Here is a 16,797-nt window from a genome sequence, read left to right on the forward strand (position 1 = left end):
TTACTCCATTAAAACTTAAAAATGTCTTTCATATTATATAATCCGACTTCTTGATTAACTATATATCTACATGCTGTTAACCCACCATTTGCAAATATTTTTTTTGATTGTGCTATATGAGTAACTTCTAGTACTTCATCTAGTCCTGAGAACATAACTGTGTGTTCCCCAACAATTGTACCCCCTCTTACAGCATGAATACCTACTTCTCTTTTATCTCTTGATAAGTTAGATCCTTCTCTTCCATATAATTCTTTCAAAGAATTGTCACGTCCGCTATTTACAGATTTAAATAACATTCTAGCAGTACCACTTGGAGAATCTTTTTTTAAATTATGGTGTTTTTCTATTATTTCAATGTCAAATTCTGGTAAAGATTTAGATAAATTTTCAACAACATTTAACAATAAATTTATTCCAATACTCATATTGCCAGAAAAAAGTATAGGTATATATTTTGATGCTTCCTCAATTTCTCTTATTTGTTCTTCGGTATAACCAGTTGTCGCTATTACCAAAGGCTTGTTATTTTCTATAGAAAACTTTAAAATATCTGAAATTAATCTATGATTTGAAAAATCAAGTACTACATCTACTTCTTCTTTTATCAAACTAAAATCTTGATATATTGGAAATGAAGTTTCAAATCCGCTATTTTCTCCTATACCTGCTGATATTTTAAATTCATCCAGTTTTTTACAGACATCAATTATGGTTTTACCCATGCTTCCAGTAGCTCCTATTAAAAGTATATTCATAATTCTACCTATAACAATCCTATTTCTTTCATTGTTGCTCTTAATAACTCTTTTGTAGATTCTGAAGCTTCATATAGTGGTAATCTTAAGCCACCAACATCAAATCCTAAAATATTCATAGCAGCTTTTACTGGTATTGGATTAGCTTCTGTAAATAACGCATCTATAAATCTTTTATATTTTATTTGTAAATCTGCCGCTTCTTTTGTTTTACCATTTAAATACAAATGAACCATTTCACTTGTTTCTTTAGGTATTATATTTGCTGAAACAGATATTACACCTATTCCACCTACAGAAAGTAGTGGAACTACTACATCGTCATTTCCTGAATAAATTGCAAAATTTTCTCCACAACGTCTCATAACCTCAACAGTATATGATAGATTTCCCGTTGCATCTTTTAATCCAACTATATTTTTATGTTTAGATAATCTTTCTAAAGTATCAGGAGCTATAGTCATGGCAGTTCTTCCTGGTACATCATATAAAATAATTGGAATATTAACAGCATTAGCTATTGCTAAAAAATGCTCTTCTAATCCTTTTTGACTTGTTTTATTATAGTAAGGTGTTACTTGAAGAAGTCCATCTACACCACATTTTTCTGCTTCCACACTTAAATTTATTCCATGTCTTGTATCATTACTTCCTGTACCTGCAATAACTGGGATTCTTTTATTAATAACATCTACTGCAAATTTTATAGTAGCTAAATGCTCTTTGTCAGTCATTGTAGATGCTTCTCCTGTTGTTCCTGTTATTATTATTGAGTCAGTTTTATTTTCAACGTGAAATTCTAATAATTCTTCTAATTTTTGAAAATTAATATCTCCATTTGCTTTAAAAGGTGTTACTATCGCTACACCTGATCCTTTAAAAATTGCCATGTGTCTTCCTCCTATAATCTAGATACTATTAATTCAGCAATTTGTACTGTATTTGTTGCTGCACCTTTTCTGATATTATCAGCTACACACCAGAAATTTATTCCGTTTTCAACACTAAAATCTCTTCTTATTCTTCCTACAAATACTTCATCTTTCCCATTAGCTGTTTCTTCAAGAGGATAAACTAAATTCTTTACATCATCTTGTAACACAACACCATCTGCATTTTTTAATAATTCAAATATTTCTTCTATTTCAAAAGGTTTCTCAAATTCCAAGTTTATACTAACTGCATGAGAATTTTTTATAGGTACCCTTACTGTCGTTGCCGTAACTTTTATAGAATCATCTTCCAATATCTTATTTGTTTCTTCTATCATTTTCATTTCTTCTTTTGTATAACCATTTTCTAAGAATACATCTATATGAGGAAGGCAGTTCTTAGCTATTGGATAAGGGTAATTTTCGCATGTTCCATTTTCTAAATCTGCTACTCCTTTTACACCTGATCCTGAAACTGCTTGATAAGTGTTATAAATAATTCTTTTTATTTTAAATTTATCATGTAAAGGTCTAAGTGGCACTACAGATTGAATTGTAGAGCAATTTGGATTTGCTATAATTCCATTGTTTTTAAATGCAGTTTCTCCATTAACTTCTGGTACTATTAATGGTATATCTTTATCCATTCTCCAATGTGAACTATTATCTATTACAACTACACCTTTACTTGCTGCAATTGGTGCAAATTTTTCAGAGATAGTACCACCTGCTGAAAATAGAGCTACGTCAATATCTCTATCGAAAGAGGTTTCTGTAAGTTCCTCTACTATGTAGTCCTTTCCATTAAATTCAACTTTTTGACCTGCTGATTTCTTAGATGAAAACAAATATAAACTATCAATAGGAAAACTTCTATCCTTTAAAACTTGTAATATAGTTCTCCCTACCATTCCTGTTGCTCCAACTACTGCTACATTAAAATTTTTTCTCTCTGACATTTCCTACCTCCACTATAATTTAAATTCTTTAACTAATATGTCAACCATTCTTTCAACATTATAATCATCTACCACATACGAAATACTTATTTCAGATGTTGAAACTTGATGAAATTCAATACTTCCTTGTGATAGTAATTCAAATACCCTAGAAGCAACTCCCGCCTGTGTTCTCATGGAGTCACCTATAATAGAAACCTTACTTACATCTTCTATGAAATTAAAATTTAATCCTAAGTTATTTAAAATTTCTGTAACAATAAACTTATTATCAAACGTTGTCGTAAATGATATTAAATATTTATCATCTGAAAATTTATTTTGACTTATTATGTCAATATTTACATTTTCACTTCCTAATTTAACGAATATATTATTTATTAGTTCAACATTATTATTTTTTAATTCTATATTAACTAAAAGAATATTATCCATTATTGATATATTTGTTATACTATTTTTTTCCATCTTTTTTCCTTCTTCTGAAATATACGTACCTTTAACATCATTTGTATTTAATGCAATATAAAGCGGTACTTTGTACTTCCATGCTAATTCTACACTTCTTGGCTCGATGACTTTTGCTCCTAAACTAGCCATTTCCAATGTTTCTTCATATGATAATTCATCTAATTTTCTGGCTTTGCTATATACTCTAGGGTCAATGGTATATATTCCTTTAACATCTGTATATATCTCACAAGGATATCCTAATGTTGCAGCTATGGCAACAGCAGAAGTATCTGAACCGCCTCTCCCTAGTGTCGTAATATCATCATTTTCATTTATACCTTGAAAACCAGCTATTATTACTATGTAATCTTCTTGTAAATATTTATTGATTACATCTTTATCTAAACTAGTTATTTTACTTTTCATATGATGTCCAAAAGTTTTCATTCTAACTTGCCATCCTGTTAACGATATAGCCTTATGCCCTTTTGCAGTTATAGCCATTGCTAAAAGCGATATTGTTACTTGTTCACCTGTTGAAAGCAACATATCCATTTCTCTTTTATTAGGGTTATTAGAAATTTCTCTAGATAATGATATTAAATCATTAGTGCTTTTACCCATAGCCGAAACTACTGTTATAATATTTTTATACTTTTCTTTCTTTTTTATAATTCTATCAGCAACTTGACTAATTTTTTCTGGTGTAGCTACCGATGAACCTCCATACTTCAATACAACTCCATCAAATTCACTCAATATTAATAAACATCCTCTCTTATTAAATCTTCATATGTCTGTCTTCTTACAGCTAATTTTTCTCCTTCTCTACTAACAAACACCATTGCTGGACGTTCAATTCTATTATAATTACTACTCATTGAGTAAGTGTATGCTCCCGTTGATGGAATTAATAACAAATCCCCTATTTCTGCTTTTGGTAGTTTGTAGTCTTTAATTAAAATATCTCCAGATTCACAGCATTTTCCTGCAATAGTATAAACATTGTCAGCTTTTTTATTTGCTTTATTAACTAATATTGCTTCGTATTTAGCTTGATATAGCGCTGGTCGTGGATTATCGGTCATTCCTCCATCTACAAAAATATAATCTTTTCCGCCAAAAGTCTCCTTTACTCCCCCAACAGTATATAAAGTTGATCCACTATTGCAAATTAAAGATCTTCCAGGCTCTATATCTACAGTTTGTAAATTTACTCCATAATAATCAATATAATTTTCAATTTTTTCAATATATTCATTTAAAAATTTTCCTAACTCAAATGGATTATCTTCTTTTGTATAATATACTCCAAATCCTCCACCCAAGTTTAGTTCTGGTATTTTTATATCAAGTTTATCTTCTACTGTTTTCATAAATTCTACCATAGTTTCGGCTTCTTTAAAGAAAGATTCTTTTTCAAAAATTTGTGAACCTATGTGACAATGAAAACCTGCAAATATTAAATTTTCATTTTCTACAATACTATTTACAATATTAAATATATTTTCATCAAATATTGATTCTCCAAATTTAGAGTCTAACTTTGTAGTTTTTATATATTCATGAGTATGAGCATCTATTCCAGGATTAACTCTAAGTAATACTTTTTGTTTATTATCAGTTCCACTTAATATATTAATTATTCTCTCTATTTCTTGAACATTATCTATAACTATAGTTCCTATATTGTTATCCAATGCAAATTTTAATTCTTTATATAATTTATTGTTTCCATGAAAATATATTCTTTCAGAAGGAAATTTAGCTTTTAATACTGTATATAGTTCACCACCACTTACAACATCTATATATAACCCTTCTTCTGCTATTATTTTAGCTGTATAAACGTTTAGCATAGACTTTGAAGCATATAATACTCTTGAGTCTATTTTCTTACTTTTAAAGCTATTTTTATAAGATTTAATCTTTTCTCTAAAATCATCTTCATCAATTATAAACAATGGAGTATCAAATTTTTTTGCAAGTTCTGAACAAGATGTATCTCCAATGTATAATTCACTATTTTTTAAATTCATATTTCCCAATAATTTCATGAAATATCTCCTTTTTATAATAAAAAAACTATGAGCAAAAGGCACTCATAGTTATATATAACTTTCCTTCTGCCCTCAATGAATAAAGTCCTCCAATAATAAAATGGGCATTCTATTATTGACAGTGTCATACCTATTAAGCATAACCCCAATACTTAAGTATTTCGGCGATTTAACCTTTCGTTTCCTAATAATTCAAACCGCGGCCTCTTTAAACATTGATTAACTATTTAATTTAATTTAGGATATCAAATATATCATACTTTGTCAAACTATTTCATATGAAAAGTTTGTTAAAATATTAAATTTGTACAAACCCTACTTTTTTATAAACTTTTCTCAAAGTTTTATAAGACAAATATCTAGCTTTTTCAGCTCCTTCTTTCATTATACTTTCTAAATATCCTTTATCACTCATTAGTTTATCATATTCATTTTGAATTGGTTTCAAAGCTTCTGCAATTAATATTCCTAAATCTTCTTTAAAAACAGAATAATTTTCATTTCTATATTTATTTACTATATTTTTTACATCCTCTCCAGAAAAAGCACTATATATATTTATCAAGTTTTGTAAGCCTTTTTGTTCTTTTGAGTAATTAAAATTTGCTAATGAGTCTGTAACTGCTCTTTTTACTTTTCTTACAATAGTATCTTTATCATCAAGCATTAATATATAACTGTTTGCATCGGGATCAGACTTTGACATTTTTAATTCTGGATTTTTTAAATTATATATTTTCCCTGTTTCTTTTTGTATTAGATTATCCGGGACTTTAAAAGTATCACTATACTTACTATTAAACCTAATAGCTAAATCTCTTGCTAACTCTAAATGTTGTCTTTGATCTTCTCCTACTGGTACAAAATCTGTTTGATATAACAAAATATCAGCTGCCATTAATACGGGATATGTGAATAATGCTGCATTTAAATTTTCCTCAGATTTTGAAGATTTATCTTTATACTGAGTCATTCTATTTAATTGTCCCATATATGATATAGAATTTAATACCCAACATAATTCTGCATGTGCAGATACGTGTGATTGTACAAATATTGTCGATTTTTCAGGATCTAATCCTGTTGCTAGATATAGTGCTAAAACTTCATATGTTCTCTTTCTAAGTTCACTTGGAACTTGTGGTACTGTTATTGAATGCATATCAACTATTGAATATATACTATTGTATTCATCTTGTAATCTTGAAAAATTCTTTATAGCACCTAAATAATTTCCTATTGTCAGATTTCCTGATGGTTGAACCCCACTAAAAACTGTTTTTTTATTCATATTTCCTCCTAAATATAAAATCAATATAAAAACTATTATATACACTACCAAAATTCAAACTTAAAAAAGTTTATCTAATTCTATAGTGGTATTTTTATATTAAAAAATATAACATTTGTATGTTAAAAAATAAATTATATCTATTTGTAATAAATATTGAAATTTTATTATTATCTTTAAATCTTAATATTTACATTATACCTTCATTGTATTAATTAAACAATTTATTTAATTACTTTGCTTTTAATCAATATTAGATTAAAATATAGGAGAAGTATTTTTTTATATTAAGGAGTTATTTATGAGTATTAAAATATTAATTATTGAAGATGAAATCTCAATATCAAATATAGAAAAACAATATTTAGAGTTAGAAGGGTACAATGTAATTCAATCTTTTGATGGAGAAGACGGATTAAATAAATTTAAATTAGAAAATCCAGATTTAGTCATATTAGACTTAATGCTACCAAAAATTTCTGGTGAAGATATAATGTCTTATATAAAAAATTATTCTGAAACTCCTGTTGTTATGGTTACTGCAAAAATAGAAGAAGAAAATCGTATTAACGGGTTAAAACTTGGAGCAGATGACTATATTATTAAACCTTTTAGTGCAAAAGAATTAGTATTAAGAGTAAAAAATATACTCAGAAGATCTAGAAAACACGATATTCCTAAAGCTGATTTAATTACTTCTAATACTGGCGAGCTAGTTTTAGATTTAGAAAATAATAATCTCTATAAAAATGGGAGTTTAATAAGTTTAACCAATAATGAATTTAAAATAGTAAAAACTTTATTCTCTTATCCTAAAAAGATTTTTACTAGAGAAGAAATTATTGAAGTGGGCTTTGGCGTAGATTACACTGCTTTTGATAGAGCTATTGACACACACATAAAAAATATACGTTCTAAATTAGAAAATAATCCTAAAGATCCAAATTATATATTAACGGTATACGGAATTGGATATAAGGCAAATATATGAAAAAAACTAAAAGTATAAAAAGAGAAATACTTAAAATTTATTGTATTTCTATACTTTTTCCTATTTTAATTTCAATTTTATTCACTATAATAATGTACCATAATATGTGGAATTCATTATTCACAAAAAATTATAGTAAATATTTTAATTATATTACCAAAAATATTTCTGATTACTATAAAAAAAATGGAGATTTTGAAGGAATATGTGAAAAATTGCCTGAATTAGTGCATTTTGACATCAATATTACTGTATATGATAATAATAATAATAATTTATCAAATTGTAATTTAATAAATTCCTCTGACGAAAATTTGAAAGATATAGAATATTTGTTTATTAATGAGAAATATCCTATTATAGTTGATAAACAAACTGTTGGATATGTTAAGTATGAATTTCTTCCAGGTTTAATTGAAGACTTTGGGTATACTGAAACAAGATATAAACTCGTTTTAGGTACTAACATAGTTACAACAATATCTTTAGCTACTGGATTAATTTTACTAATTATATTGATAAAAAGCATAACAAAACCAATCTTAATGTTATCTGATTCAACTGAAAAAATATTTACTAAAAGCTATGATAACTTAAATTTACCAACTACTAAAATATATGAACTCAATAAATTGTCCAATAATATAAACTATTTAAATAAAAATTTAAAAATGCAAAATCAGATAAGAAAAACTTATTCTCAAGATATAAATCATGAATTGAGAACTCCTTTAACAAATTTGCAATTAACTTTAGAAGCTATGGTTGATGGAGTTATTGATTTAAATGATGAAAATATAAAAAATAGTTTAAGTGAAATAAACAGATTAAAAATTTTAGTTGATAATCTAAAAGATACCTTTAATGATGAATTTGAAAATCTTAAACTTAATAATACAACTTTTAATTTAAAAGATGAAATAAGAATAATTACTGAGTCTTTTTTATCCCAAGCTATATCAAAAAATGTAAGCATAATAATAAATACACCATTTGATAATTTTGTCACTCTAGACAAGGATAAATTAACACAAATAATAAATAATCTACTAAGTAATTCTTTAAAAGCTACATTACCAGGAGATACTATAATTATAGGTTTTAAATCAGTTAATGGTCATACTGAGTTATATGTACAAGATAATGGTATTGGAATTTCTAAGGAAAATCTCCCTTTAATTTTTGATCGTTTTTTCAGAGTTGATAATGTAAGAAATACTAAACAAAATGGTTATGGACTCGGACTTGCAATAGTTAAGAATTTAATAGAAATTATGAATCTAGAAATAAAAGTAGATAGTATATTAAACCAATATACAAAATTTACAATTATAATTCCTTAAAATAAATAAAACCCCAAATTTAAAAATTTAGGGTTTTAGTGACCAGAAAAATAAGCCGTGTTCTGTTATGATAATCATCTATCTAGACTCATTGTTACCAATAAGTTCAAGCGATCTACCTTAGGAGTGACGAGCAGCCACTTTTTTACCACTTTGATCTTGCACCAGATGGGGTTTACATAGCTGTATAGTCACCTATACACTGGTGAGCTCTTACCTCGCCTTTCCATCCTTACCAATATTGGCGGTTTATTTCTGTTGCACTAGCCTTAAGGTTGCCCTCACTGGACGTTATCCAGCATCTTTGCTCTATGGTGCACGGACTTTCCTCGTATTTACGCGATTATCCTTTCTACTCACTTAATAAAGTATAACATAAATTATAAAATTTTTCTTTTTGATTTATCAAAGACAAATTTTTCTATTATTATATTTTTAAATTCTTCATTAGAAAAAATATTATATAGTGTATCTAAAACAAATTTTTCTGAATTATAGTGTCCTATATCAATTAAAGTAAGATTATTTTCTACAGCAAATTCAGCTTGGTGATATTTTATATCACTTGTAATAAGTACATCCAAGTTCAGCTCTACAGATTTTTCTAAAGTTTCTGCCCCTGTGCCACCTACTACCCCAACTTTAATTATTTCTTTGTCTAAATTTCCATATACAATTACATTTTGTTCATTTAATGAATTTTTTAAAAAATTAATAAACTTTTCTCCCTTTAAAGGAAAAATATATCCATACCTTCCAAGCCCAGTCTTATTATTATAATAATGCTCAATTATAGGATTTATATCATTTATATTAAATAAGTTAGCAAGAGTATCATTTACTCCTCCTTCAATAAAGTCTAAATTAGTATGACTACTATAAACAGATATATCATTTTTTACAGCTTTAATTATTGCATCTGAGTATTTAGTGCCTTTTTCCAAATTATTTATAGACTTGTAAAATACAGGATGATGAGTAAAAATAAGATTCATGTTGTTTTTACTTGCATATTCTACAGATTCTAAGCTAAAGTCCAAAGAAATTAGAATTCCTGTTATATCATTTTCTCTATTCCCTAATTGAAAACCTGAATTATCCCAATCTTCTTGTATCTCTACAGGAACTAAACTTTCGTAAAACTGAATAAAGTCTTTAATTTTCAAGATTTTTCCTCACATTTTCATAAAATAAATTTTCTTTTTTAATATCTGTTATTCTATCCTTAATAGATTTATTACCTAATATATTCAATTCTTTCATCAGTTTTTTATTATCATTTATCAATTTATCAATGTATAATTCAAGATTTTTAGACTTCTTTTTTATTAAAACTCTACCAAAATAATATTCTTCTTTTTTTTCATATTTTTCTAAACCGACTTTAGTTTTTATTATTTGATAATACTTTTTATTTTCAATTACATCATCTTCATCTATAATAGCAAATCCATTTTCATGTAAAAACTTTCTCAGTTCATATAATCCATTATTGGCTTGAAGGACTAAATTATTTGCAGATTTAGCTATTTCTAAATTATCATTCAATATTTTTGTTATTAATATTCCTCCCATTCCAGATACAATTATAGTATCTGCCTCAAATAACTTATATTCATTAAGTCCATCTGATACTCTTGTTTCAATATTAGACATATATGGATTGTTATAGATTTTATCAACAAGTTTTGATAAAGATTTTCCACTTATATCTGATGCAATAATCTTTTTTGCTATATTATTTTCTGATAAAAATATAGGTATCAACCCATGGTCGGTACCTATATCTGCTACTATAGAATTTTGTTCTATCAAATTGGCAATTTTTAGTAATCTTTCTTGATTCATATATTACTCCAAAAAATCTTTTAACTTTTGGCTTCTACTAGGATGTTTTAACTTTCTAAGAGCTTTCGCTTCTATTTGACGTATTCTCTCTCTTGTTACATTAAATTCTTTCCCAACTTCCTCTAATGTTCTTGGAGTTCCATCAATAAGACCAAATCTCAACTCTAAAACTTTTCTTTCTCTTTCATTAAGAGTTGATAAAATTTCATTTAATTGTTCTCTTAACATAGTAAAATTAGCTGCTTCATCTGGTGCTATTGCGGATTCATCTTCTATAAAATCTCCTAAATGGCTATCTTCTTCCTCTCCAATTGGAGTTTCTAATGAAACTGGTTCTTGAGCTATTTTTCTAACTTCTCTTACTTTTTCAACCTCTATTCCCATTTCTTTAGCTATTTCCTCATTAGTTGGATCTCTGCCTAATTCTTGGATTAATTGTCTTTCTATTCTAACTAATTTATTAATAGTTTCAACCATATGAACAGGAATTCTAATAGTTCTAGCTTGATCTGCAATGGCCCTAGTTATAGCTTGTCTTATCCACCATGTTGCATAGGTAGAAAACTTAAAACCTCTTTTGTAGTCAAATTTTTCAACAGCTTTCATTAATCCTAAATTTCCTTCTTGGATTAAATCTAGAAATTGCATACCCCTACCAACATATCTTTTTGCTATACTAACAACTAAACGTAAGTTTGTTTCAGCAAGTCTTTTTTTAGCGTAGTTATCACCATTTTCCATACGCTTTGCTAATTCAACTTCTTCATCTGCAGTTAATAATGGAATTTTACCAATCTCTTTCAAATACATCTTTACAGGATCATCTACATTTAATCCTTTTATATTTGCCAAGTCATCTACTTTTATCTCTACTTCTTCTTCTGGTACTTCTTTTTCATCTTCTTTATCGTCGTCTTTTAAATCATCATCTTCTTCTTTTTCATCTTCTTTTAAAACAATAATTTCATCATCATTTTCTACAATTTCAATATTATGATCATGCAAATTCTTTTTTATATATTCGATATCTTCTTCAGACAACTCCGAAAAAGAATCTACTGATTTAAAAGTTTCCATAGAAATTATTCCATGTCTGCTAGATGCTATATCTATTAGTTCCTCAATTATGTCTTTTTTTATTTCATCTAATTCATCCAGATTTATTTCTTTATAATCTTCATTATTTTTGGTCTCTGCCACAATGAATCCTCCTAGTTTTTATCAAATTTCTTTATTTCTTTGTTTAGTTTAAGTATATCCATTGCTAGATTAGAATAAACAATTTTCAAATCATCTGTAAGATTTTCATTTTCTTCTAAAAGAGAAAACTGCTCCTTTAACTCATCTCGTTTATAAATAAGTCCTTCTACTCTTAAAGAATTAATGTACTTATTAGCACTATCTATATTTGTATACTCAGTAAAATCTTTAATCTTTAAAACTTTATTGAAAATTTTTTCAATATCAGAATCTAAATTTAAGCTTTGTATTTGATGTTTTAAATCGTCATTCAAATTAATATTCTGTATTATTTCCAAGCATAATGTCCAATACTTAGTTTCGTTTTTCAAAAAATCTGACTCTTCAATAATCCTGTTTGCAATTGGATTGTTGAATAATACAAATCTAAGAGACTCTATAAGTTTTAATTTCATGTTAGTTTTATTTGAATTATAAATTTTTTTATCTACTTTTAATAAATTACTCGTATCTTTCTTATTCATATTATTAGATATTTTATCAACTTCTTGTAGTAAACTTTCATTATCTATATCTAAATCTTTCGAAAATCTGCTAATATATTCATCTCTAGTTAACTTACTTTCAATATCAGATAAAAGTTTTGCAAGTTTCTCTAAAAATTCTACCTTTTGATCTATATCCTTTAAATTATAAGAGTTTAATAAATTTCTATATTTATATAATATAGGATTTAATGAATTTTCCAACAAATTGTCAAAAGCATTTTTACCATATTTTTTTACATAATCATCAGGATCTAATCCATCAGGTATTTGCACTATATACGGATTAATATTTAACTCTGCAAAAATTTCCATAGCTCTTTCTGCTGCCTTTATTCCTGCATCGTCACCATCATAACAAATATAAATGTTTTTACTATATCTAGAAATTAATTTAGCCTGTTCTTTTGTAAGTGCAGTTCCTAGACTTGCAACACAATAATCTATTCCATTGTTTGATAGAGAAATAACATCCATATATCCTTCAACCAAAATTATTTTATTTTTCTTTGAAGCATTTTGTAAATTTCCAACCCCATAAATATTATTGCTTTTATGATAAATTAAACTTTCTGGTGAATTTATATATTTTGCTCTATCATCTACTAAAGTTCTTCCACCAAAGCCAATTATATTTTTTCTTATATCTGTAATTGGAAATATTAATCTATTTCTAAATGCATCATATAGAGAATTGCTTTTTGAAGATTTTTTCACAAGTCCTAATTCAATCATATCCTCAACTTTATATCCCTTTTTCAATAAATGATTTAATAATCCTTGTGCGTTTCCTGTAGCATATCCTATCATGTATTTATTTATAAAAGTCCTGTCCAGACCTCTTTCCTTTATATATTTTTTAGGAATAGTATTAGTTAGTAAATTATGAAAAAAATATAACTTTGCTTCATTGTTTATAGCATAAAGAATTTTCCTATGTTCGTATAATTCTTTATCAACTTTGCCTGTTTCAAGAAATATTCCAAGTTTGTCTGCTAAAAACTGTATAGCTTCTGGATAGCTTAGATTTTCTTTTTTCATTATAAAAGAAATTGCATCTCCACCTTCTCCACATCCAAAACAGTGGAATATCCGTTTTTGGCTTGATACTGTAAAAGATGGTGTTTTTTCATTATGAAAAGGACATAAGCCTATATAATTACTTCCCGACTGTTTCAAGTCTATATATTCTGAAATTAAATTCACAATATCAATCTGATCTTTAACTTCATTAATCTTATCTTCTGATATATATGGCAAATTATCCCTCCTATATTGACCATTGTTTTGGTAAAAATAGATCCATATATTTGTGTATAGCAAAAGTATCTGTCATACCCGCTATATAGTCTGTAATAATATCATCCTCTGTTGAATTCATTAATTTATCATTATCTTTGTATACTTTTAAATGACCCTCATATAATTCTTCAAAGTTTTTTTTGTAATATGAATATAATGCCTCAATAATTCCATGAGCTTTTTTTTCATCACTTTTAACTATAGGATTTAAATACACTCTATCAAACATAAATCCTCGTAACAAAAGCATTTTTTCATATTTCTTATTAGACATTAATATTTTATTTTTATTATAGCTATTTTCTATTACATCTATAACCATAGAATTTATTCTATCCCCTGAATTATATCCAAATTCTTCGGAAAGTTCTTTTGGTATATCTTCATCTTTTAAAATCCCAGCTCTAATAGAATCATCTATATCATGATTTATATATGCTATTCTATCAGCAAACTTTATTATATTTCCTTCCAATGTATTACTAGTACTCTTGCCTGTATGATTTTTTATACCATCTATTACATCTAACGTTAAATTAAGTCCTTTTCCAGATTTTGTAACCTCAAGTAACTGAACTACTCTAACTGAATGATTGTAATGTTTAAAGCCTTTAGGATTTAAGTTATTTAAGGCATCTTCTCCTATATGCCCAAAAGGAGTATGTCCTAAGTCATGTCCTAACGCTATTGCTTCTGTCAAATCTTCGTTAAGCTTTAAAGCTCTTGCAATAGTTCTTGCTATTTGGGCAACTTCCAATGTATGTGTTAATCTTGTTCTGTAATGATCTTTTTCTGGTGAAATGTACACTTGTGTTTTATGTTTAAGTCTCCTAAATGACTTAGAATGTATAATTCTATCTCTATCTCTTTGATAAGAAGTTCTTATATTATCATTTTCTTCTAATATCTCTCTTTTAGCATCATAGCTTTTAGATGAATATACACTTAAGTATTCTCTTTCATATCTTTCTTGATCAAGTCTTAAATTCATTTCACACCTCTATATACACTCATTTATACCCAATTTATTTGATATTTTACAATCAAATAAAAAAGATAGAGTTATCTCTACCTTTTTATTTGAATTTTATTCTTCATCAATATTTTTACTTAACTCTGCATCTAATAAAGCACCTAAGTTATTTTCTAATTCTTGATTTTCATATTCAACAACTTCTTCTTTAGGTTTCTTTACTTTTACAGGTTCTGGTTTTTTAACTTCTTGAGGCTTCTCTAAAGTTTCTTTTACACTTAATGCTATTCTCTTTGTTTCAGGATTTATTTCTAAAATCTTAACTTCTATTTCATCACCAATGTTTAGTTCATCAGATGGCTTTTCAACATGTTCATAGCTGATTTGAGAAACATGTACTAAACCTTCTACTCCTTCGGATAGTCTAACAAAGGCTCCAAAATCAAGTAAGTTTACAACTTCACCTTTTACTACATCTCCAACTTGATTATTTTCCATAAATAATTCAAATGGTTTTTTAGATAATTGTTTTAATCCTAAAGAGATTCTATTTTTCTCTTTATTTGCTCTAAGTATTTTAACTTCTATTTCGTCACCAACAGTTAATACATCTGATGGGTGTTTTATTCTTTTCCATGATATATCGGAGATATGAATCAAACCATCTACCCCTCCAATATCAACAAAAGCTCCAAAATCTGTAAGGCGTTCTACTGTTCCAGTTACTATTTTATCAACTTCAACAGTTTCCCAAGCTTTATCTACTTTTTCTTGCTCTGCTGCTTCTTCTATAACTCTTTTAGATAAAACTAATCTTCTTTTCTTCTCATCTATACTTATAATTTTGCACTCTAATTTTTGACCAATGTATGGTGATAAATCTTTTACAAAAGAAGTTGTTATTTGAGATCCTGGAATAAATGCATTAATGCCAAGCACTGAAGCTAATAAACCACCTTTAACTTCTTTTAACACCTCTGCTTCAACAGTTTCATTATTTTCATAGATTTCAACCAATTTCATCCAGTTTTTAAGTCCTTCAACTCTTCTAGTTGATAAAACCACATTTCCTTCACCATCATCTAATTTGATTACATATACATCAATTTCTTGACCTTCTTCAAATAAATCTCTTGGTTTTTTATCTGGATCTGTTGATAACTCATCTAATTTTATAATACCGTCTGAGCTATAACCTATATTTACCATAACTTCATTATCAGTAACATATATAACACTACCTTTAACAACGTCCTTAGGATAAATTTTAGTTATACTACCCTCTACTTGCTCCATAAACTCATCTTTGCTGTAATTATCCATTACTTGAACAACCTCCTCAATTATCCACGCAGGTGTTGATGCTCCTGCGGTTATTCCTATTTTATTATATTTAAATACTTCTTGTAAAGATAAATCTCTAACCGTCTCTATGCGGAAAGTATTTTCACAATGCTTTTTGGACAATTCATAAAGTTTGTTCGTATTTGAACTTGTTTTTCCCCCAATAACAACCATAGCATCTACATTTTTTGATAGCTCAATAACTGATTGTTGCCTTAGTTTTGTGGCATTGCATATTGTGTTTTTTATCACTACATTAGTATTACTTCTTCCTATTATATCAGATAATAACAAAAATTTCTCTATTAAATTTGTTGTTTGTGAGACAATATATAATTTATCTGTATTTTTTATCTCTCTAGCTTCTTCTTCTGTATTAATTATTAACGGATTTTGTGCTAATTGTCCAGCCATCGCAATTATCTCTGGATGATCTTTGTCCCCTATAATTATTATCGTATACCCTTCATTTTCCGCTTTTTCTATTCTCTTGTATATCGATAACAATACTGGACATGTCGCATCTATTAAATTATATCCTTTGCTTTCTATAAGTTTCTTCTTGTCTTTTGTTTCTCCATGAGCTCGTACAACTAAATTTTCATTTTCAAAAATTCTGTCAATTTCTTCAGTAACATTTAATCCTATATTACTTAATCTATCTACTTCTTGCGGATTATGTATTAACAATCCTAAAGATGTTGTCTTTACGTTTGTTTTTAACGCATCTTCTGTCAATTTTATAGCTCTTTCTACTCCAAAACAAAATCCTGAATTATCTGCTATTATAATTTCCAT

Annotated in this window: 14 protein-coding genes, 1 other RNA gene and 1 riboswitch; of the genes, 2 read left to right on the plus strand and 13 right to left on the minus strand. The window is 27.4% G+C overall.

All coding sequences use genetic code 11. The annotated features are described in order from the left end of the window. Positions 1 to 8: 8 nt before the first annotated feature. The 6 genes from dapB to trpS all read right to left on the minus strand — a co-directional run bounded on the left by dapB (position 9) and on the right by trpS (position 6,453). Positions 9 to 758, minus strand: coding sequence for a 4-hydroxy-tetrahydrodipicolinate reductase (gene dapB, locus CS899_RS01770; protein WP_099203247.1), 750 nt, complete (start codon positions 756 to 758; stop codon positions 9 to 11). A gap of 8 nt (positions 759 to 766) precedes the next feature. Beyond that, the gene (gene dapA / locus CS899_RS01775) at positions 767 to 1,648 is read right to left on the minus strand and encodes a 4-hydroxy-tetrahydrodipicolinate synthase (RefSeq protein WP_099203248.1); all 882 of its coding nucleotides are present in this window, start codon (positions 1,646 to 1,648) and stop codon (positions 767 to 769) included. An 11-nt stretch (positions 1,649 to 1,659) separates the two neighbouring features. Next, positions 1,660 to 2,649 (minus strand): aspartate-semialdehyde dehydrogenase, encoded by a 990-nt coding sequence (locus CS899_RS01780; RefSeq protein WP_099203249.1) that lies wholly within the window; start codon positions 2,647 to 2,649, stop codon positions 1,660 to 1,662. A gap of 12 nt (positions 2,650 to 2,661) precedes the next feature. Further along, positions 2,662 to 3,861, minus strand: coding sequence for an aspartate kinase (locus tag CS899_RS01785; RefSeq protein ID WP_099203250.1), 1,200 nt, complete (start codon positions 3,859 to 3,861; stop codon positions 2,662 to 2,664). A 2-nt stretch (positions 3,862 to 3,863) separates the two neighbouring features. Next, a complete protein-coding gene (gene lysA / locus CS899_RS01790) occupies positions 3,864 to 5,159 on the minus strand; it encodes a diaminopimelate decarboxylase (RefSeq protein WP_099203251.1) in 1,296 nt (431 codons plus the stop codon). A gap of 77 nt (positions 5,160 to 5,236) precedes the next feature. Beyond that, a riboswitch (Lysine riboswitch) is annotated at positions 5,237 to 5,379 on the minus strand. Between the two features lie 81 nt (positions 5,380 to 5,460). After that, on the minus strand, positions 5,461 to 6,453 hold the full coding sequence (gene trpS / locus CS899_RS01795) for a tryptophan--tRNA ligase (RefSeq protein WP_099203252.1): 993 nt from the start codon (positions 6,451 to 6,453) through the stop codon (positions 5,461 to 5,463). Positions 6,454 to 6,754: 301 nt separating this feature from the next. Between trpS and CS899_RS01800 the strand changes: the two genes are divergently transcribed. Further along, positions 6,755 to 7,444 (plus strand): response regulator transcription factor, encoded by a 690-nt coding sequence (locus tag CS899_RS01800; RefSeq protein WP_099203253.1) that lies wholly within the window; start codon positions 6,755 to 6,757, stop codon positions 7,442 to 7,444. Next, positions 7,441 to 8,787: a sensor histidine kinase gene (locus CS899_RS01805; protein WP_099203254.1), complete on the plus strand. Its 1,347-nt coding sequence runs from the start codon at positions 7,441 to 7,443 to the stop codon at positions 8,785 to 8,787. The genes CS899_RS01800 and CS899_RS01805 overlap by 4 nt, the downstream gene beginning before the upstream one ends. 35 nt (positions 8,788 to 8,822) lie before the next feature. Here CS899_RS01805 and rnpB read toward each other — a convergent pair. The 7 genes from rnpB to CS899_RS01840 form a co-directional block, all read right to left on the minus strand. Further along, positions 8,823 to 9,146: RNase P RNA component class A (rnpB, locus tag CS899_RS01810), an RNA gene on the minus strand. A gap of 21 nt (positions 9,147 to 9,167) precedes the next feature. After that, on the minus strand, positions 9,168 to 9,953 hold the full coding sequence (locus CS899_RS01815) for a Nif3-like dinuclear metal center hexameric protein (protein ID WP_164995816.1): 786 nt from the start codon (positions 9,951 to 9,953) through the stop codon (positions 9,168 to 9,170). After that, complete coding sequence (locus CS899_RS01820) at positions 9,943 to 10,635, minus strand: tRNA (adenine(22)-N(1))-methyltransferase (RefSeq protein ID WP_099203256.1); 693 nt, start codon at positions 10,633 to 10,635, stop codon at positions 9,943 to 9,945. The genes CS899_RS01815 and CS899_RS01820 overlap by 11 nt, the downstream gene beginning before the upstream one ends. A 3-nt stretch (positions 10,636 to 10,638) precedes the next feature. Further along, on the minus strand, positions 10,639 to 11,835 hold the full coding sequence (gene rpoD / locus CS899_RS01825; RefSeq protein WP_099203257.1) for an RNA polymerase sigma factor RpoD: 1,197 nt from the start codon (positions 11,833 to 11,835) through the stop codon (positions 10,639 to 10,641). A gap of 11 nt (positions 11,836 to 11,846) precedes the next feature. After that, complete coding sequence (dnaG, locus tag CS899_RS01830; RefSeq protein ID WP_099203258.1) at positions 11,847 to 13,640, minus strand: DNA primase; 1,794 nt, start codon at positions 13,638 to 13,640, stop codon at positions 11,847 to 11,849. A gap of 10 nt (positions 13,641 to 13,650) precedes the next feature. After that, positions 13,651 to 14,673, minus strand: coding sequence for a deoxyguanosinetriphosphate triphosphohydrolase (locus CS899_RS01835; protein WP_099203259.1), 1,023 nt, complete (start codon positions 14,671 to 14,673; stop codon positions 13,651 to 13,653). 96 nt (positions 14,674 to 14,769) lie between these two features. Further along, positions 14,770 to 16,797, minus strand: a complete 2,028-nt coding sequence (locus tag CS899_RS01840; protein WP_099203260.1) for a bifunctional 4-hydroxy-3-methylbut-2-enyl diphosphate reductase/30S ribosomal protein S1 — start codon at positions 16,795 to 16,797, stop codon at positions 14,770 to 14,772.

It is taken from the genome of Miniphocaeibacter massiliensis (genome assembly GCF_900232905.1).
Lineage (GTDB): Bacteria > Bacillota > Clostridia > Tissierellales > Peptoniphilaceae > Miniphocaeibacter > Miniphocaeibacter massiliensis.